This window comes from Colwellia psychrerythraea (assembly GCF_000764225.1).
Taxonomy (GTDB): domain Bacteria; phylum Pseudomonadota; class Gammaproteobacteria; order Enterobacterales; family Alteromonadaceae; genus Colwellia; species Colwellia psychrerythraea_D.
On record NZ_JQED01000042.1, the window covers coordinates 53,174 to 72,977 of the forward strand.

Below are 19,804 nucleotides of genomic sequence, written 5' to 3' on the forward strand. Positions count from 1 at the left end.
TATATGCAGGGTTCTGTAACCGAATTCCTTAGACCGCGCTTAGTAGGCATTGAAACCGTTAGCCCTCGTCGTGCTAAGGTAACTTTGGAACCACTAGAACGTGGTTTTGGTCACACTTTAGGTAATGCGTTACGTCGTATTCTTTTATCTTCAATGCCGGGTTGTGCCGTTACTGAAGTTGAAATTGACGGTGTTTTACATGAGTACAGTAGTAAAGAAGGTGTTCAAGAGGACATCATCGAAATATTGTTAAACCTTAAAGGGCTTGCAGTTTTGTTAGAAGGCAAGAATGAAGCCGTTCTTACCATAACTAAGTCTGGTGAAGGCCCTGTAACGGCAGCTGATATACAACATGACGGAGATGTAACAATTGCAAATCCTGACCATGTTATCTGCACCTTAACAGGTGAAGGTTCTGTTAGCATGCGCATTAAAGTTGAAATGGGACGTGGTTATGTTCCCGCTTCTGCGCGCCGTGATGCCGAGGAAGAAGATCGTGCTATTGGTCGTTTGTTGGTTGATGCCTCATTCAGCCCAGTAGTTAGAATTGCTTATGATGTTGATTCTGCACGTGTTGAACAACGTACAGATTTAGACAAATTAGTTTTAGATATGGAAACCAATGGTACATTGGATCCGGAAGAAGCTATCCGTCGTGCTTCAACTATTCTTGCTGAACAGCTTGATGCGTTTGTTGAACTTCGTGATATCAAAGAAGTAGAACAAGTGGAAGAAAAACCATTGTTCGACCCAATTTTGCTTCGTCCTGTTGATGATCTAGAATTAACTGTTCGTTCAGCTAACTGTTTAAAAGCAGAAGCAATTCAATACATTGGTGATTTAGTACAACGTGCTGAAGTGGAGCTTCTTAAAACGCCTAATTTAGGTAAGAAGTCTCTAACTGAAATCAAAGACGTGTTAGCGTCGCGTGGTTTGTCTCTAGGCATGCGCCTAGAAAACTGGCCACCTGAAAGCATTGTTGACAACGACTAGTTCGATCATCATTTTTTTAATAGTTTGAGAGAAGGATTAACTTATGCGTCATCGTCAAAGCGGTCGCCAGTTAAACCGTAATAGCAGTCATCGCCAAGCGATGTTCCGCAATATGGCAAGCTCTTTAGTAAAGCACGGCGTTATCAAAACGACTGTAGCTAAAGCTAAAGAACTACGTCGCGTTGTTGAGCCACTGATTACATTGGCCAAAACCGACAGTGTTGCAAATCGCCGTTTAGCGTTTGCTCGTACACAAGATAAAGAAGTAGTAGGTATTTTATTCAGCGAACTTGGTGCTCGTTACCAAGAACGTCCAGGTGGTTATACTCGCATTTTAAAATGTGGTTTCCGTACTGGTGATAAAGCGCCTATGGCATACATTGAATTAGTAGACCGCCCAGTAGTAGAAGATGCTCCTGAAGTAGTTGAAGAGTCAGCTGAAGCTTAAACGAAAGTTTATACTTTAATTAAAAAACCGAGCCTTGGCTCGGTTTTTTATTACCTAGAATTTGATGAATATATTAATCATATGGATAGTGGTTATGCCGTTTTCACTGTTAAACTTGTCGCTTTCTTCCTTGACCTAAACGTAAATTCACCGTATAAAATATCTATTATACTTTAGTTGAATCTTTGAGCCTTTATGTCGACACGAAATCCTATTATAGCCGTTACTGGCTCATCAGGAGCTGGAACATCTACAACGACTGCTGCATTTGAGCATATCTTTAGAACACTCGGCATTTCCTCAGTCAATGTCGAAGGGGATAGTTTTCATCGTTTTTCCCGACAAGAAATGGATATGGAAAAACGTAAAGCAAAAGAGGCACGCACTAACATCAGTTACTTTGGTGATCTCGCTAATGATTTTACCGCCCTCGAAAAATTGTTCCATGATTATAGTGAAACAGGTAAAGGCCAAATTCGACGCTATTTGCATACGTTTGATGAAGCAGTTCCGTACAATCAAATGCCAGGTACTTTTACCCCGTGGGAAGAGTTTGGGGAAGGTACTGATTTGTTATATTATGAAGGGCTCCATGGCGGTGTAGTAACCAAGGACAATGACGTTGCCAAACATGTTGATTTACTTATTGGCATGGTACCGATTGTTAATTTGGAATGGATCCAGAAGATCATTCGCGACACTAATAAGCGTGGTCACTCTCGAGAGGCTGTGACAGCCAGCATAGTACGCAGTATGGAGGACTATATATCCTTTATTACACCACAATTTTCTCGCACTCATATTAACTTTCAACGGGTGCCTACTGTCGATACCTCAAATCCATTTAGCGCTAAGGCAATTCCTAGCTTAGATGAGAGTTTTGTCGTCATTCGTTTTCGTGAAGTCAAAAATGTTGACTTTCAGTATTATCTACGAATGATTGATGGGGCATTTATGTCACGAATTAATACCCTCGTAGTTCCAGGGGGCAAGATGGGACTAGCGATGGAGCTAATTTTAACTCCTTTAATACGTGATTTGATGGATCGTAAAAATCAAGCGAATAAGCAATTAGATTGGATGAGTGATTTATAAAGCGTTAAGTACTGATAAAAGCGCGTTTAGTGCTGAGTTAGGAGAAGTAAAGGCGCATGCTTATTTAATGGGGAGGAAAGTTACTTAGGTGCTTACCTTTGCTGTGACATTTATCGGGAGTTTTCACTAACCATTTTTGTGCATATTAACAAGTTTTGTAATTGTTCATTTTTACTTTCAGTAAACATTACAAATACACTTTTACATGATTACGACCAGCAGCTTTTGCTTCATAGAGCGCTTTATCGGCTTTTAATAATAACTCTGATAAGTCTTTTTCTTCTTGATATCTTACGACGCCAGCACTGACCGTTTGTGTCAAGTTACTTGACACTGTTGACCATTCATACTGTTCAATAGTAGTTAACAGCCTATTTGCGATTGTTAATGCTATTTCAATATCGGTATCAGGCAGTAAAATTATAAACTCTTCTCCCCCGACGCGACCTACGATATCTCCGTTGCGGATGACCTTAGTTGCAATGTTGGCAAGACAGATTAAAACTTGATCGCCGATATAATGCCCTAATTCATCATTAACTAATTTAAAATAATCAGCATCAAAGAAGATTAATGAAAATGGTTTTTGGCTTTTCTTACAGAGAGTAAGGCATTTTTCAGCCTGAACGTAAGTTTCCCGTCTGTTAGCTACTTGGGTTAATTCATCAGTAAATGCGAGCTTTCTATATTGCTGTTTATGATTCATCTGCTTATAAGCGAATATAGACACCAATATTAAAATAATACCGACTAGGGTAATTATGATAATTTGCATTGTCTTATTACGTTGTAACATATGCAGCTGTATTTCTTTATCATTTGCGTGCTGCAGCAGTAGGTCATTTTCATGTTTAATTCTGTCAGTATCAAAGCGTGTTCGTAATTCAGCATTGAGTTTAGTAAGTACTCTTTCGTCTTGTGCTAAATGAACTTTGAGATAGTCTGCTAAACTTTGGTAGGCGTTTTGCCAATCCTTATCTGCCTGATAAATGTTACTTCTAAGCTCTAGTACTTGACTAAGACCACGTTGATTCTTATCAATGATAAAGGCCTTCTCAGCGTTTTGTAACGCAGCTAAGCTAGCGGGGTAATTATTAAGTTTAAATTGTGTGTTTGCTAAATATAATTGTAAAAAACTATAAGGAGCATTGTACTCAGGTGTAATGGTACTTTCTGCTTGCTGTAATAAAGTTAGTGCCTTGCTGTATTGGCCTAATGATATGAGATTATTAGCTATATTTATCGACATATCCGCTGAAATTACTGGCTGCTTATCATGCAGAAATTGCTGGCTCACCCGATAACGGGCATTGGCTTCTTCTAAGTCGTTTAATTGCTCTAACGAAGAGGCTATTTGAATGTTTATGTCATTAGCTTCAAATAGTTTGCCTTCTTTTATATAAATATCTTCTAATTGCAATTGATATTTTAAGGCGCTTTTTGCATCACCAAATCGGCGGTAGCTAGTTGCGAGCTCGCCTAAGTTTATATTGGCCCAATAGTTCAATTTAAGAGACTCGTAGTGACTTTGTGCGGTCAGTAAATCTTCAAGGGATGCAGAGTAATTACCTTGATATGAGTGCAAAGTGCCCCGTTGACTGTACCCGTGGGCAATCAATAATGGTGCCTCTATGATGTATGCTTGGTTAATCGCGTTTGTTAAATCTTGCAATGTAGTATCAACTTGACCTAATAATCGTTGATAAGTTGTTTTGCATAATGTTAAATCAATTGTGATTTTTGAAGGGGCGGGTGAATTAAAAATATCAAGTTGTTCATTTGCGAATGATATCGCTTGTTCTATTTGAGCATTTGTTTCGACTTTCTGATTCCAACATTTGGCACGAATATATTCTTTTTGCCGTAGCAGATCATCGGGTGATATTGTCTTTTTTAGTTCTTGTAATAAGCTACTGGCCTGTTGCGGTGATGATGGTTTGCTTGTTTTAAATAATGTAATAATGGTATCAGCACGTTTGTTTTCAGTAGCGTCAACGGATAAACAGATAAATATACTGCTAAGGTAACTTGCAAAAATGAATGAAGTAAGAAGAAACTGCTTAATGAACAAAAAATACTCCTATTCCATCATAATTAACGCATTATACCATCAACGACACTAAACAGTTTGTTCTACTTAGAAAGATTTTTGCAGTGTAGAGAGTTGTTACTGTGAGTCATTTTTGGTGACATAACCTGACGATATCAAGAAAAATAGATCTTTGAAAGTACTGCAAAGTTTCGTCGAAGTAATGACGACAACTTTGTCGGGGATGTGAACTATTTACTGTCAAAAAGTTCGCTTAATTCTTTAGTTAGTAGCTCTTTTATTTGCTCTTTATCTTGCTCTAAAATTTGCTGCTGACAGAGGCTAGAATCTAGAGTAAATATGTGTTGCTGCAAATTGATCGACTGCCTTACAAGCTTACAATGAAATAAATTGTGAGTTGTCATTACACTATCTCTAACACGATACGCATTACGTGTACCTTTAGCTAAGTGCTCGCTAATTGAACTAATTTTATGATCACTAAAGTGTTTTTTACCACGATGATCGCGAGTCATGCCTCGGACACGATAGTCTATATCAATAACATCAGCTGAGAAGGCCTCTATGACATAATCTAGAACTTTTAAAGGAGAAATAACGCCACAGGTCGATAGCTCAATATCGGCTCTGAAAATGGCAACACCCTTCTTTGCAGTTTCTTCTGGATAGGTATGAATGCATAAATGGCTTTTATCTAAATGAGCCACTAACGACTCTGGCTTTGCTTCTTCTGAGATCATTAGCGTCACACTCGCCCCTTGAGGGGTGTAATCCTGGCTTGCAATGTTCAATACATTACCACCAATAGCGTGACAAATCTTAGTAAGCAATATTTCGAGCAACTCACTGTTATAGGTTTGATTGATGTAGGTATTATAACTATCAATGGATTGATTAAAGGGTAAATAATGCACCCTATATAACGAAAAGCTTAAACTTTTCGTTAAATTATTAAAACCACACAAGGGGATTTTATTATCTGTTTCCATAAGGCAGTATGGTTATGGAGCAATAATTTTGAAATCGTGAGTAATGTTAACTTTAGCGTTCAACATTAAGGCAACAGAGCAATATTTATCTGCAGATAAGTTTACTGCTCGTTCAACATGTTTAGCAGCTACATCAGTTCCCTTGATAACAAAACGAAGGTGAATTGTTTCAAAAAGAGCAGGCACACTATCAACACGCGTACCTGAAAGTTCAACATGACAGCCGGTTATATTTTGACGCGCTTTTTGCAAAATACTCACTACATCTACCGAAGAGCAGCCACCAAGTGAAATGAGTACACCTTCCATAGGGCTTGGGGCTAAATTACCACTGTTTGCATCTAACACCATGGTGTGACCACTTTCTGAGGTGCCCATGAATAACTCTTCGCCTAACCATTTTACTTGTGCTTTCATTATCGACTCTTTTTGCCATTAATAGGGAAGGGATTCTATCGAAGATGAAGCTCCTTCACCAGTTGTTATATGTAATAGACCAGCTAATAACGTGAAATTTGCCTTGAATTAAGAAAAACTATCAAGCTAGAAACTCTTTGGAATAGTTTGTGTGGACGGTCAAACATCGCTTAAGCCGAGTTCAGGTTAATAGCGTTTTTCTAACGTGCAGATGACTAATTAATAGTGAGCAACAGTAATGATAATGAACTGAAGTTAGCTTATGCTTTGTGGATTACAGTATCAAAGAGGTTTTTGATTAAACCTGCAAATTCAGTTATGAAAGCTCGTTGCTCAGCATTAACCGGGTTATTAATGACACCAGATAATATTTCTTCAAGATCATACACGATTGCATCTACTTCTCGGATTATGGCATTACGTTGATTAAACGTCAGGCTTTGATTTTGACTGCAAACAGTAATAATTTGATCACACAATTCAATTTCAATGGCTGACATTACGGTTTCAGTGACTTGAGTTGGTGCTATAGAGTTTTCAAATAAACTGAGGTGCTCGGTAAGATATTCAATAATCTGAATATAGCCGTCAGTGTCTGTAACCATAATATCTTAATTTACCTATGTAGAAGAGTAGTACTTGTGTTTGAGTATAGCAGGAAGTTTTGTGTTTTTAATGAGTGATAATGAATACGATAGCTATTATAGCCCGTTATCACTTTAAAAGATTATGATAAAGGGCTGTAAAGTATCTGGGCGTTTATTTGAGTGTTGTAGGGACAACCATCAAAACAGCACGTTGACCGTTACCGACATTAGCATTAGGGAATACGATACTCTCACCTGGTAAGCTAGTACGGTATTCTTGCTCGCTATCAGTCGACAGCAGAGTGCCGACAGGGTAATCAGTAAAATTACTCGCATTATCTGCAATAAAAAGTTCGAATTTATCACTTATTTTAGTGATATCACCTAATGCTTCAAATAAATTAAAATCTTTATTTTCAAAACTTTTCAGAACTATTTCTTCACCGCTAACTAATGCGCTTAAATTGTCCGTCATGGCTTGAAAATTAGCCATGTCATTTTCACCAAAAGGTCTTACTTTACCTAATTCAATGGTAAACGCGTGTGCACAGAAATTGGCACTACTGAAATAGGAAAATGTGCCACTAGGACCATGACCAAATAAAATAGTATTAACGCCACAACTAGCCATGAAGCTTAATTGTTCTTTATCCCATGGTTTTCCTGCTTGATAAGGGTAAATGGCAAATTTTTCATATTTAGAATCACGAATGGCAGTATGTAAATCATAGTGATAGTTAGTGACTTGGGTCTCGCTGGTATTGCCACCGTCATTTTTATTCGTGCTTTTAACCTTGCCAGTGTTAAAGAAATCACTGACATAGTTTTCTAATTTTGCTGCGCGGTACTTTTCATAACAAGGGGTTAACTCTTGGTGCTTTTTACAGAACAAGCGGTTTAAATTTTCAGTTTTAAAGCGCTTAGCAATATTCATTGCTACAGGGTTACCCATAATGAATAGGGTACGGTGCATAACTTGGGTTTTCTGCGCAATAATGTCACTAATCAAATGCTGTACAATTTCGATTGGTGCGGTTTCATTGCCATGAATACCCGATGAAATAACAATACTCTTACTTGGTGTTGCCCACTTTGTCGGCTCTACCAATAAAACACCGGTATCGAGTAAGCTAACTTTTGCTTGCTTGACGTTAAAACTTAATTGGTTTTCTATGCCAGTTTGGACAAAGCCTTGCTCAAACTGGCGTGTTAACGCGATAAAGTCACCTTGTGCAATAAATTGTTGATAAGCTTGGGTAAAGCTATCAGATGTAATATCAGTAAGGTTTGATGTTTCTGCTGTAAGAGTATTATTGTATTGCATTTAGAATTTCATACCTGGCGTTAAAGTTGCAGGTAGGCTCACCTTCTCTGCTTCAACTGAGGCAATTGGGTATGCACAATAATCCGCGGCATAAAAGGCACTGGCTCTGTGGTTACCACTAGCACCGATGCCACCAAATGGTGCAGCGCTGCTTGCACCTGTAATTGGTTTATTCCAGTTAACAATACCAGCACGAATACGAGTAAAGAAGTGGTTATATGACTCTTCACTATCAGACAATAAACCTGCTGATAGACCAAATCCAGTGTTATTTGCTTCATCAATGGCTTTGTCGAAGTCGTTATAACGATAAACTTTCACTAATGGACCAAAGTACTCTTCGTCAGGTACGTCAGCTGCAATGTCAGTTACATCGATGATACCTGGTGAAACAAAACCTGTACCTGCTTCTAAGTGCTTAAGTTCTACAATTGATTTTGCACCTAAGGCAGTCAATTTTACTTGTGCATCGACTAAACTTAACGCTGCTTTCTCAGAGATCATAGAACCCATAAATGGCTGTTCTTTATCATCGTAGTAACCAATTGTTAAGTTTTTAGTTACTTCGATAAGGCGAGCTAAAATAGCATCACCTTGTTCATTAGCTTCAATGAACAAACGACGTGCACAGGTACAACGTTGGCCAGTAGTGACAAAAGCAGATTGCACAATGTCATGTACAACGGCATCAATATCGCTGACATCTTTAATAACAAGTGGGTTATTACCCCCCATTTCAAGCGCAAGAATTTTGCCCGGTTGCCCAGCAAATTGCTCATGCAATAAATGACCTGTAGTAGAGCTACCTGTGAAAAACAAGCCATCAATAAGTTTATGGCTAGCTAATGCTTTACCTGTGTCGACTTCACCTTGAACTAAGTTAATAACACCTTTAGGTAAACCTGCCTGCTCCCATAGTTTTAGCATTTCTTCTGCAACACGGGGAGTTAATTCACTTGGTTTAAATACAATAGTATTACCCGCTATTAAGGCAGGCACTATGTGGCCATTTGGTAAATGTCCTGGGAAGTTATATGGACCAAAAATAGCCACAACACCATGAGGTTTGTGACGAATAAAGGCCTTAGCACCTGGCATTGGGTTTTCAACCGTTCCAGTACGTTCTTGGTAAGCTTTCAATGAAATAGCTACTTTAGCGACCATTGCGCCAGCTTCACCTGTAGTTTCCCATTTAGGCTTGCCTGTTTCTAAGGCAATAGTTGTTGCTAATGCATCTTTATTTTCGGCTAATAACTCAGCAAATTTAGTCACGACAGCAACTCGTGCTTCTAGGCTAATATTTGCCCAGCTTTCAAATGCTTGTCGAGCGCTTAATACAGCATCATTCACTTGATCTGCACTGGCAGTTTTACCTTGCCAAATAACTTCATTACGAGCAGGGTTAGATGAACTAACATCATGACCTAAGCCTGCTTGCCATTGACCATTAATAAATTGAACTGGATTTGTGTGAGACATGGTATTTCCTTCTCATTGATAGTGGTGATAGAGAAATTTTGCTATCACCCTTAATAATTTGATGAGTGACTAGTGATAGCCACGCTAAATTTATATGTTGCTGTGCTAAGACAAAGTGGCAGGAGTTAATTGGATATTATACGAACCCAATCACCGGCGCTTACCATCAAAGCATCGGCAACAGCTTGGCTAATCACAACTTGATTAGCGGTGTCACGTAATGACAGTGGAGCTTGAGTGGCTCTGAAGTCTTCAACTTGACTATTACATATTATGTAATTATCAGTTGATTGCACTTCGTCGATAATCACTTGGCAACGCTTACTTTGGCTAACGGATCTAATATTATTAACATTAGATTCAACTGTTGGACCGGCATCAAAAATATCAACATAACCACGTCTAGCAAAACCTTCAGCTTCTAATAAACGAAGTGCTGGAACTGTTTGTGGATGGACCTTATCAATAACGTCTTGTGCTTCTTTACTGAGTAAATTCACATAAATTGGATATTTAGGCATCAACTCAGCAATAAACTCTTTTTTACCTATTCCGGTTAAGTAATCGGCAGTAGGAAAGTCCATTGAGAAAAAATGCTCTTCAAGCCAGTTCCAAAATGGGGAGCGGCCTTCATTGTCTGAAACGCCACGCATTTCAGCAATAATTGTGTCAGAAAAACGTTCTTTATGTTCCGCGATAAAAAGAAATCGGAAACGCGATAGAAAACGACCATTATTATTTTTGCGATGGCTGTCACTTAAATATAACGTGCAAATCTCACTGGCACCGGTGTAATCATTACACAGTGATAAAGTTTCTACGGTATTGTAAATATTCAGTTCACGTGAGCTATGGACTACTTTGCCTAAGTGATAATGATAAAAAGCATCATCTAAACCAACAGCAGCTTCAATACCACTGGTACCAACAACCTGACCTGTTTCGGTATCTTCCATAACAAAAAGATAACCTTCGCTTCCCGCTTGGCTTACATCTTTAGAAAAGGATTCTTCAGCAAGGCTAATGCGCTGTTGAAGTAATTGCTTATTTACTGGTAGTGAAGTAAATCCATGACCAGAATCTATTGCGATTTGGTGTAGGGCTTTCAAGTCACTTTTTTTAATAGGACGTACAATGATCATAAATGCTCTCGATGAAAAGAAGTGGAAACCTGCTCAAACTCTAGAGAGAATGAACAGGTAACTATTAGCATTAACTTGATTAAACTAAGTTTGCGATTGCTTTTTCAAAGCGTGCTAAACCAAGAGTGATATCTTCATCAGAAATAACAAGTGATGGTGCAAAGCGAACAATGCTTGCGCCTGCAACTAATACCATGACACCTTCGTCCATTGCCGCATTTAAGAAGTTTTTAGCTTGGCCTTGGTATTTTTCGTTTAATACCGCACCAATTAATAAACCTTTACCACGGATTTCAGAGAAAACATTATATTTAGCGTTAATGCTGTTTAAGCCATCAACGTAAAGCTTAGCTTTAGTTTTTATACCTGCTAAAACTTCTGGTGTATTGACAGTATTTAATACGGCTTCTGCAACAGCACATGCTAGTGGATTACCACCATAAGTACTGCCGTGAGTACCAATTTTAAGATGTTTAGCAATTTCAGTAGTCGTAAGCATTGCACCAATAGGGAAACCACCACCTAAACCTTTAGCTGACGTTAAAATATCTGGCGTAACACCTAGATCCATATAGGCGTACAATTCACCTAAACGGCCAACACCTGTTTGTACTTCATCAAAAATTAATAAGGCGTTGTGTTGATCACACAAAGTGCGAACACCTTTAATAAATTCATCTGTTGGTGAAACAATACCGCCTTCACCTTGTAATGGTTCAATCATTACAGCACATGTTTTATCTGAGATTAATGCTTTCAAACTATCAAGGTTATTATATTCTGCATGGTCGATATCACCTGGTTTTGGACCAAATCCATCAGAATAAGCAGCTTGACCGCCAACCGTTACAGTAAAGAAAGTACGGCCGTGGAAACCTTGTTTAAAAGCAATGATTTGTGATTTATCTTCACCATGTACATCTAATGCCCAACGACGAGCTAACTTAAGTGCTGCCTCATTTGATTCAGCACCTGAATTACAAAAGTATACTTTTTCAGCAAAAGTATTATCAACTAACTTTTTTGCTAAACGTAAAGCGGGCTCATTGGTTTGAACATTAGATAAATGCCATATTTTTTCGCCTTGCTCTTTTAATGCACCCACTAAAGCAGGATGACAGTGACCTAAAGCACTTACAGCAATTCCGCCGGCAAAATCGATATATTCTTTGTCTTGCTGATCCCACACTCGAGAGCCTTGACCGCGAACAGGAATAACCGCTGAAGGTGCATAATTTGGCACCATTACATCATCAAATAAGCCGCGTTCAACCGAAAAATGTTCTGACATTTTTTAAATCCTCATTAATTAGTGGGTAATTTTTTTAATAGCTTACTGCATAATCTTGATAAAGCTTAATGAATATCTAATTATTGTAAAAAATAAATACAGTGCGTTAAAAATTAGAGGAATAGTATGACAGGAAATAGTCGGCTTGTCTTGCTCTGCTAGCCTGTAGCCCAGAAGAAACAAAGGCTTAGCTAACTTTATTCAAAAAAGGTGAATATTTATTGTCTCATATTATTTTGTAGAGATATAAAGATAAGTGAGTGAGTAGGCGCTTGATTGATGTCAGCCATCAGCGCTATTTTTTAATAAATAATCAGAAAAAAATCATGAAAAAAACTGAATTTTGTGGCAATTGAACTAAAAAATAGAAGAAAAGGCGCTTTTAGGGCTGTTTTTTCTTTTAATTGAAGTTCAACTTGATGTGATCGATATCGCTTTTTTTCAATAAAGCTATCTCAGTGGGTGTCAAATTAACCGTATTAAGTAATTTTTTACTTTCTTCAGCGTCAATAAGCTCTTCTTTTGCCAAAGCACGAAAAGCAATATAAGCTTTAGCTTTAGCAACAAGCTGCGCAATAGGGTGCATTTTTTCAATACTTTCTGCATAAGCTAAATCAAAAATTGGCTCGGTTATTGGTAGGCGTTTAAAATGCATCTTTTCAATTAAATCAGCAGAGAGTTGCGAACTTCGCATAACGAGTTGTTCCAGGAGCAGTTCTTCACTGGTCTCTATTTTGGATAATACATTATGTAAACGTTTATCTTTTTGTTCAAATGCTTTGCGTAATTCCTTTTTATGCATTTCACTAAACTTAGTTAAATAACAGCGGGTTACGGCAAGCCTGCCAATATTTGACAGCATGCCTGTTGTAAAAGCAGTAAACTCATCAAGTCCTTGTTCTTTGGCTAATACGCTCGAAGCTAGTGCAATAGATAAGCTATCGTTCCAAAGCTTGCGTTTCATTAAACCATAAGGAGCCGTACTTGTTGGTAACCAATGTTTCAAAGTAAATGTTGGCATGACTAATTTTAAATTATCTAAGCCAATGTAACTTAATGCTAGCTTGGCATCAGTAACTTGTACGTCAGCACGTTTTCTATATTGTGGTTTATTTACTAAGCTAATTAAATCAATGGTTAACCAGGGTAATGAGGCAGCAAGATCTTTGATTTGGTTTACCGATGCGGCGCGAGCAGATAAAATATCAAGGATAGCAGGGCAGGCATCTTCAATGCCTAAGACGTAATGGTATAGGTGTTCTTTATTATCAAAGTCACTATTAATTTCAGTACCAAGCCGATTGAAGAAGTTCTGTTTAGTTTGTTTTCTAAAATGCTCTTCACCATGTTCGGCAATAATTTTCTCTTGTTGGGCTTGCACTTCAACAGATAACAATTCTCGGCGACGGTTTTCTTGCTCGCTACCTTGATGGTCAACCATAGAAACTTTACCACTTTGCTTTTCCGCAAAATCTTTACAGATAGATAGGCTGATAGCGCGTTGATAGATTGTGGCGACTGTCTGATTGTTTTCAAAAATTTGCATAAAGGTTTTATTGCTTACCTAGAAAATAAAATTGAGCATTGTATGCGTTAAGTCTAGTGTTTTAATTACTACAAGGCAGTAAAACACTACTTTATATGGCTTTACTCTAAAAAGCTCTTGTTATTAGTTTATCGGATGATTTTTAAATTGCTTGATAAAATTCTTTAATAAACATTGTCCTTGCTCGGTAAGTATGGATTCCGGATGAAACTGTACGCTGCTTATCGCTAAGGTTTCATGTTCTAGTGCCATAACTTCATCTACTTCACCTTGTTCGTTATGACTCCAGGCTGTCATGATCAACTCTGCTGGCAATGATTGTTTGTTAACAATTAGTGAGTGATAACGTGTTACTTGTAATGGGTGATTTAATTCAGCAAATAAACCTTGCTGATTATGTGATATTTTTGATGTTTTGCCATGCATTACCTTTTTGGCCTTTTCGACAGTTGCGCCAAAATGTTGTGCAATGCATTGGTGGCCTAAACACACGCCTAATAAAGGTATTTTACCGGCAAACTCTTTGACAACGCTAAGGGAGATACCGGCCGAATCAGGGTCACAAGGACCAGGAGATATAACAATATATTGAGGCTTTAATTGCTCAATTTCTTTGAGGCTAATTTCATTATTTCTATAGGCCACAACCTCTTGACCTAGTGCTTGAAAATAATGCACTAAATTAAAAGTAAAGGAGTCGTAATTGTCGATCATTAATAACAAAAAAAGTCGCCTAACAGCTAGTGAAATTCGCGGCTATTCTAATGCTTTTATTGGAATGGGGCAATGCAATGAAGGGAGAAAAAATAATATAGCCAAGCCACTTGAAAGCGCGTGTTTCAGCTCGGTTAAATAATTCAAGATAGAGGTGTTTCTAATTCCAGCGGAAACCTGCATATTCCGTTGCTTTGAGTAGAAGCTAGCAAGTTGCTAGCTTCTTATTGTATAGCTTTTTGGTTTCTTAGAACTTAGCCGTCATTTGAACCCAAAGTTTATTGGTATCAGTTTGCGCTGTGCCTGCATCACCTTCACTGTAGTTAGCAGCTTTAACTAAAACACCGTAGTTTTTGTTAAATTGGTAAGTGGCAACTAAATCAATCTCATTGCCAAAGTCAATGCTACCTTCATCAGATGAGAAGTCATGGTAAGTTGCTGCCCATTTAACGCCTGAAACTTTACCTTTAGCAGTTAAATAAACGTCTTGTAGACCTTCTTTTGGTGTGCCTAAAAATTTATCAGCCCAACCGTTGAATTTATGTTTCGTTGCTAATGGTGTATTGAACGCTACCTTACCGTCATCACTACCTAATAACTCATAACCACCGATAACAGTCACTTGACCAAAGTTATAACCAGCTTCAGCATTGATATACATAGCTGAGTAATTCATTGGGTTATCACCATTGTCGCTTTGACTTGCAAGACTCGCGTTTACTAAAAACTTGCCAAACTTACCATTATACAAAGCACCTACTGTGCTGCTAGAGTTTTTATCGTTTGCAGCCGCTTCATAGTCTAAAAGGTAAGCAAAACCCGCTAGTTTATGGTTTTTGTTAATCTTGTATTTTGCATTAACTAAATTGAATTCACCTTTTACATCGGCAGAAGTAATGCTGTTGATGTTATGGATGTAGCTATAATCAACAGAGAAAGCACCAGCTGCATATTGTGCACGAACTCCATCATAAGTTTGCTCGTTTTGTCTCCAACCTACACCACCAACAAAGCGTTGATTGTTATGTAAAACACGTTGACGACCAACTACGGCACTAAAACCACTATTGGCGTATTTGATGAATGCTTGGTTTACGTCAGTACCCTGCGGATCTGCAACTACTGGATATTCAGAAGCTTCACCTGGCACAGCATAGTCATCAACTAGGGCATCGACTTTATCAACTTCTAAGCCAAGCGAGAAGTTGCTGTAACTGCCCGTATTAACTGTGATACGACTTTTTAGTGTTAACGCTGAAGCATCTTTTGCTTTACCATCTTGATCTACGCCTTCGTAACGAGCACGTAAATTAACTTTAACTGTGCTATCGCTAAGTGCTTCGGTAATACTTTTGCCATGTGCTGTTTCACCTGCAAAGGCGGAAGGAGCTGCTAAAATTGCTGCGCTGATCAATGATAAGGTAAACTTATTTACTACTGTTTTCATAATAATATCCTAATTTCATGTTTTTAAGATGGTACGTTAACTTTATTATTATTGTTATAGGTAACTGATGAGGGGAGTTTTGCACTGCATCAGAATGAATAGTTTGATTTAAATCAAGTTGTTAATATATGTATTTTAATAGGTTTACTAACTTGATTTAAATCAAGCTTAGCTTCAACTTAAGAACTGATTCCTATTGTTGGTACTCTTCTCGCTTAAAGATTTGTTTTAATGAAAACTGTATCTAAGAAAGTATTACCTAGTTTAGCTATGCTTAGGATAAAATAGCAAGCATCATGCCATGACTTGTTGCACAGGAAATATCCTAAGTTCTAAAGGTAGTTAGGTCGAATTTATTAAGGTAAAAAAAATGAAAAGAGTTGTTTTATATACCATGGAAAAGTGTCCTCATTGCCAAACAGCAAAACGTTACCTTGAACAACAAGGTATTGCTTTTAGGTTGTGTAATATTAAGACAGCAAAGGGGCAAAAAGAGTTTGCGGCAACGCGTTTACGTGGTGTACCTGTGCTAAAGGTAGGTGATCAACTGCTTAACGGGTTTTCAGTCAAAGCATTTACCGAACTTTATAATAGCTAATAGTAAAAATATGAGTCATCACATCACAATCTATTAGGTTTAAGGCTGATGACTTGATTGATTTTCTCTACTCACTTGTACATGCGGTTAGATCATAATTTAATACGACTAAGTTAATTCCCTCTTCTTTATCCTTTCCTCTCTACCCCATATTGCACCAGATAATATCAGCGGGGTAAATTCCTGCACGTTCTTGGTGCGAATACATTAAGGTAAATACACCTAAGTTAGCTAACCCGCTGATTTTGAATGTTTATTTATTTTGGCATGTGAATTGTATTGTCTAGTTATCAGATATATAAAATACGATAACTAGAGGTTAACCATGAAATTAATTAGCGCAATCATAAAACCATTTAAATTAGATGATGTGAGAGAGGCTATTTCTGAAGTAGGCGTTGAAGGCATTACAGTGAGTGAAGTTAAAGGGTTTGGCCGTCAAAAAGGACATACCGAATTATATCGTGGCGCTGAATATCAAGTTGATTTCTTACCTAAAGTGAAGCTGGAAATTGCAGTCAATGATGATCTTGTTGAACGCTTACTTGAAACCATTACAAAAGCGGCTTATACCGGAAAAATCGGTGACGGTAAGATTTTTGTTTATAACCTAGAGCAAGCTATTCGTATTCGTACGGGCGAGCTAGATTCTGAAGCACTTTAAGGAGAATGATAATGGAACAAAATATTTTTCAATTACAATATGCATTAGATACCTTTTACTTCCTAATGTGTGGCGCTTTAGTTATGTGGATGGCTGCAGGTTTCTCAATGCTTGAAGCGGGTTTAGTGAGAGCTAAAAATACCACTGAAATATTGACTAAAAACGTCTCACTCTATGCGATAGCTTGCGTGATGTACCTTATTGTTGGATACGATATCATGTATGGTGGCGGTATCTTTTTAAATGGTATCGCTCTAGATGGCGCTAGTGATGCTGAAGCGCTTGTTGGTGCTGTTTTAGCAGAATCTGCAGAAGCAGGTTTCGATGGCGGTGCAGTTTACTCTAATGCTTCTGACTTTTTCTTCCAAGTAGTCTTCGTAGCTACTGCGATGTCGATTGTTTCGGGTGCCGTCGCTGAGCGTATGAAGTTATGGGCATTCTTAGCATTTACTGTTGTATTAACGGGTTTCATCTACCCAATGGAGGGTAGCTGGACTTGGAATGGTGATGCTGTATTTGGTTTATACACTTTAGGCGACTTAGGTTTCTCAGACTTCGCGGGTTCAGGTATTGTTCATATGGCTGGCGCTTCTGCCGCATTAGCAGGTGTTTTATTACTTGGTGCTCGTAAAGGAAAATATAGTAAAGACGGGAAAGTGAATGCTATTCCCGGTGCTAACTTACCTATGGCAACATTAGGTACCTTTATCTTATGGATGGGTTGGTTTGGTTTTAATGGTGGTTCAGTATTGAAACTTGCTGACATTAATAGTGCAAACTCAGTCGCTATGGTGTTTTTAAATACCAATGCAGCGGCAGCGGCAGGTGCAATCTCAGCGCTTATTTTTGCTAAAATACTGTTCAAAAAAGCGGATTTAACTATGACATTGAACGGCGCCTTAGCAGGTTTGGTTGCGATTACTGCGGAACCATCAACGCCATCGCCATTACAAGCAACACTGTTTGGTGCGATTGCTGGCGTTATTGTTGTAATGTCAATTTTAGCGTTAGATAAAATCAAGATTGATGATCCTGTGGGCGCTATTTCAGTTCACGGTGTCGTGGGTTTCTTTGGTCTAATGATTGTTCCTATTACAAATTCAGCTTCTAGTTTTAGCGGTCAGCTTATTGGCGCTGCAACAATTTTTGTCTGGGTATTTGTAACGAGTTTCATCGTTTGGTTTAGCTTGAAGAAAATAATTGGTATTCGAGTGAGTGCTGAAGAAGAGTATGAAGGTGTTGATATCTCTGATTGTGGTATGGAAGCATACCCAGAGTTTACCAGAGGCTAAGTTAACCTAATAGATTACTGGCTCATGCTTAATAATCTATCGTTAAGTTATTAATTACCCCAATTAACAAAAGCAGCGATATCATTAGACGATACGCTGCTTTTTTTGTGGGTTAGGCTTTTAAAAAACGTTTTCGACTTGCGAATATACCTAGCATTACCAAGGTAAACCAAGTCATTGAACCGCCACTGTCTTCTGCATCAGGCACTGTTTTATTCGGATCACTTGGGAAAGCATCGTCAATATCTTTTACGCCATCTCCGTCACTATCAGGATATTTTGATAGTAGAGGATTTAAGTCGCTGTCTGTTACGTTTGATGGATCTTTCACTGCTACTCGTTCAATGACAACAAAATTTTCCGTACCCGGGACGTCCATATCAGTACATGTTTCATTACTTTCAATTATCATAGGAATGCCCTGTAAAGCGCCATTTGTACAGAGGTTTTGTATCAGGGCTATTTTTTCGATGATATCAAAACCTTTGATAACTTGACCAAAGACGGTGAAACCACCATTTTGCCGATCTAAGTTATTAGATTCTGAGGTGTCATTGTTATCTTTTAAATTAAAAAACCATTGGTTGGTGGCGCTGTTAACATCATTGCCTTTTTTAGCCATGGCAATCGTACCTTTTACATTAGAGTAAATCGGTTCGTTTACGACGGCGGCATTGGGTGCTAGCGCTGTTAATGGCCATGCACCCGTAAATTGATAGCCACCCGCTTGCACAACAAAATTAGGTGAAACTCTATGCACCACAGAGTTATTGTAATGCTCATTTTTTATATAGCTGAGAAAGTTTGCTACTGTTGCAGGTGTTGTTTTATCAAACAAATTAACTTCAATACTTTCATCGCTCAATGATGTTTTAATTTCCACAATAGTCGAATTAGCTGTGTTAGCAAGCCCTAAACTTAACGTGGCTATGCCGGCAAGGGCACAAAGACTTTTAATATTTTTTTTTGTTATTTGTGTAAACATGGACAACCTGAGTTTGTATCAATAGTTCGAATTTGTCGCTTATAGTAAAGACTGTGATGGTTGTTAACAAGTAGCCGTTACACTTTAGTAACCTAGAGGAAATTGCTGGTGTTTCTTTAAATTGCTCAATAACGCTGATAACAGGGGAGATATAGAGCAAAATCTCGTAGGCAAGCCTGTTTCTCCCGTGTCATTATGTTTTAATCGTTCGCTTGCTTTGATATAGAAAGGCACTAAAATAGCGATAATTTTATTAAACTACTCCGATAAATTTAAGGAATACATGTGAAAAAACTCCTATTAGTCGCAATTTTTATACTGCTTTCATCTGTGCCCCGCTTTGTGCAAGCAGACATGAAAATTGGTGCTGCAATTGATATGGATTTAAGCCTAGTCGCACAGATAGATCGTTATAATATTGTCTTGGGTGATAGCGGCTTTGCGGTTGATTACCTAATTAAAACCGGACAGTTTGAAAATACAGCACCGCTATCTTGGTATTTTGCAGCTGGCGGCTGGACTGAATGGGATGACGGCTTTGGCGTTCGCGCTCCTGTGGGGATTTCTTGGTACTTTGCTAAAGGCTGGGATTTATATGGTCAAGTACAACCGGTTGCAGATTTTGACGATGGCTTTAAATTCAATGTTGATGGCGCGATTGGTGTACGCTTTTCATTCTAAGTAGTTAAGTTACCCATGTTTCAAATACTGGTGTAAAAAAGAGTATCTCGGCTCTTTTTTTA

Annotated in this window: 19 protein-coding genes; 7 read left to right on the forward strand and 12 right to left on the reverse strand. The window is 38.2% G+C overall.

Annotation, left to right across the window (positions count from 1 at the left end; genetic code table 11):
- Nucleotides 1–3: 3 nt before the first annotated feature.
- The 3 genes from ND2E_RS06495 (at nt 4) to ND2E_RS06485 (ending at nt 2,536) form a co-directional block, all read left to right on the forward strand.
- Nucleotides 4–993 carry a DNA-directed RNA polymerase subunit alpha gene (locus tag ND2E_RS06495; protein WP_033094755.1) on the forward strand — a complete coding sequence of 330 codons (990 nt, stop codon included), beginning with the start codon at nt 4–6 and terminating at the stop codon, nt 991–993.
- 43 nt (nt 994–1,036) lie between these two features.
- Nucleotides 1,037–1,441, forward strand: coding sequence for a 50S ribosomal protein L17 (gene rplQ / locus ND2E_RS06490; RefSeq protein ID WP_033094756.1), 405 nt, complete (start codon nt 1,037–1,039; stop codon nt 1,439–1,441).
- A 195-nt stretch (nt 1,442–1,636) separates the two neighbouring features.
- A complete protein-coding gene (locus tag ND2E_RS06485) occupies nt 1,637–2,536 on the forward strand; it encodes a phosphoribulokinase (protein ID WP_033094757.1) in 900 nt (299 codons plus the stop codon).
- A gap of 187 nt (nt 2,537–2,723) precedes the next feature.
- Here the strand turns inward: ND2E_RS06485 and ND2E_RS06480 are convergent, their stop codons facing one another.
- The 11 genes from ND2E_RS06480 to ND2E_RS06430 all read right to left on the reverse strand — a co-directional run bounded on the left by ND2E_RS06480 (nt 2,724) and on the right by ND2E_RS06430 (nt 15,522).
- Nucleotides 2,724–4,607 carry a tetratricopeptide repeat-containing diguanylate cyclase gene (locus tag ND2E_RS06480; protein ID WP_052056747.1) on the reverse strand — a complete coding sequence of 628 codons (1,884 nt, stop codon included), beginning with the start codon at nt 4,605–4,607 and terminating at the stop codon, nt 2,724–2,726.
- Nucleotides 4,608–4,816: 209 nt separating this feature from the next.
- Nucleotides 4,817–5,575 (reverse strand): adenosylmethionine decarboxylase, encoded by a 759-nt coding sequence (gene speD / locus ND2E_RS06475; protein ID WP_033094758.1) that lies wholly within the window; start codon nt 5,573–5,575, stop codon nt 4,817–4,819.
- Between the two features lie 12 nt (nt 5,576–5,587).
- Entirely contained in the window at nt 5,588–5,992 is a 405-nt protein-coding gene (locus tag ND2E_RS06470; RefSeq protein WP_033094759.1) for an OsmC family protein, read from the reverse strand.
- Nucleotides 5,993–6,252: 260 nt separating this feature from the next.
- Nucleotides 6,253–6,597 (reverse strand): DUF3802 family protein, encoded by a 345-nt coding sequence (locus ND2E_RS06465; protein ID WP_033094760.1) that lies wholly within the window; start codon nt 6,595–6,597, stop codon nt 6,253–6,255.
- Nucleotides 6,598–6,751: 154 nt separating this feature from the next.
- Nucleotides 6,752–7,903 (reverse strand): succinylglutamate desuccinylase, encoded by a 1,152-nt coding sequence (gene astE / locus ND2E_RS06460; RefSeq protein WP_033094761.1) that lies wholly within the window; start codon nt 7,901–7,903, stop codon nt 6,752–6,754.
- Nucleotides 7,904–9,382 carry a succinylglutamate-semialdehyde dehydrogenase gene (astD, locus tag ND2E_RS06455; RefSeq protein WP_033094762.1) on the reverse strand — a complete coding sequence of 493 codons (1,479 nt, stop codon included), beginning with the start codon at nt 9,380–9,382 and terminating at the stop codon, nt 7,904–7,906.
- Between the two features lie 125 nt (nt 9,383–9,507).
- Nucleotides 9,508–10,524: an arginine N-succinyltransferase gene (gene astA / locus ND2E_RS06450; protein WP_033094763.1), complete on the reverse strand. Its 1,017-nt coding sequence runs from the start codon at nt 10,522–10,524 to the stop codon at nt 9,508–9,510.
- 79 nt (nt 10,525–10,603) lie between these two features.
- Nucleotides 10,604–11,815 carry an aspartate aminotransferase family protein gene (locus tag ND2E_RS06445; protein WP_033094764.1) on the reverse strand — a complete coding sequence of 404 codons (1,212 nt, stop codon included), beginning with the start codon at nt 11,813–11,815 and terminating at the stop codon, nt 10,604–10,606.
- A gap of 400 nt (nt 11,816–12,215) precedes the next feature.
- The gene (locus ND2E_RS06440; RefSeq protein WP_223303646.1) at nt 12,216–13,361 is read right to left on the reverse strand and encodes an HDOD domain-containing protein; all 1,146 of its coding nucleotides are present in this window, start codon (nt 13,359–13,361) and stop codon (nt 12,216–12,218) included.
- A gap of 123 nt (nt 13,362–13,484) precedes the next feature.
- Complete coding sequence (locus ND2E_RS06435) at nt 13,485–14,084, reverse strand: anthranilate synthase component II (protein WP_033094765.1); 600 nt, start codon at nt 14,082–14,084, stop codon at nt 13,485–13,487.
- Nucleotides 14,085–14,322: 238 nt separating this feature from the next.
- Nucleotides 14,323–15,522 carry an alginate export family protein gene (locus ND2E_RS06430; RefSeq protein WP_033094766.1) on the reverse strand — a complete coding sequence of 400 codons (1,200 nt, stop codon included), beginning with the start codon at nt 15,520–15,522 and terminating at the stop codon, nt 14,323–14,325.
- Nucleotides 15,523–15,892: 370 nt separating this feature from the next.
- Here ND2E_RS06430 and ND2E_RS06425 point away from each other — a divergent pair, with 370 nt between their 5' ends.
- The 3 genes from ND2E_RS06425 (at nt 15,893) to ND2E_RS06415 (ending at nt 18,076) form a co-directional block, all read left to right on the forward strand.
- Nucleotides 15,893–16,120, forward strand: a complete 228-nt coding sequence (locus tag ND2E_RS06425) for a glutaredoxin family protein (RefSeq protein WP_033094767.1) — start codon at nt 15,893–15,895, stop codon at nt 16,118–16,120.
- A 325-nt stretch (nt 16,121–16,445) separates the two neighbouring features.
- A complete protein-coding gene (gene glnK, locus ND2E_RS06420) occupies nt 16,446–16,784 on the forward strand; it encodes a P-II family nitrogen regulator (protein WP_033094768.1) in 339 nt (112 codons plus the stop codon).
- 11 nt (nt 16,785–16,795) lie between these two features.
- Entirely contained in the window at nt 16,796–18,076 is a 1,281-nt protein-coding gene (locus tag ND2E_RS06415; RefSeq protein WP_033094769.1) for an ammonium transporter, read from the forward strand.
- A gap of 112 nt (nt 18,077–18,188) precedes the next feature.
- Here the strand turns inward: ND2E_RS06415 and ND2E_RS06410 are convergent, their stop codons facing one another.
- Nucleotides 18,189–19,061, reverse strand: coding sequence for a peptidylprolyl isomerase (locus tag ND2E_RS06410; protein WP_052056749.1), 873 nt, complete (start codon nt 19,059–19,061; stop codon nt 18,189–18,191).
- A 285-nt stretch (nt 19,062–19,346) separates the two neighbouring features.
- On the opposite strand from ND2E_RS06410, the gene ND2E_RS06405 reads away from it, so the two are divergent.
- Complete coding sequence (locus tag ND2E_RS06405) at nt 19,347–19,742, forward strand: hypothetical protein (protein WP_033094770.1); 396 nt, start codon at nt 19,347–19,349, stop codon at nt 19,740–19,742.
- Nucleotides 19,743–19,804 lie beyond the last annotated feature (62 nt).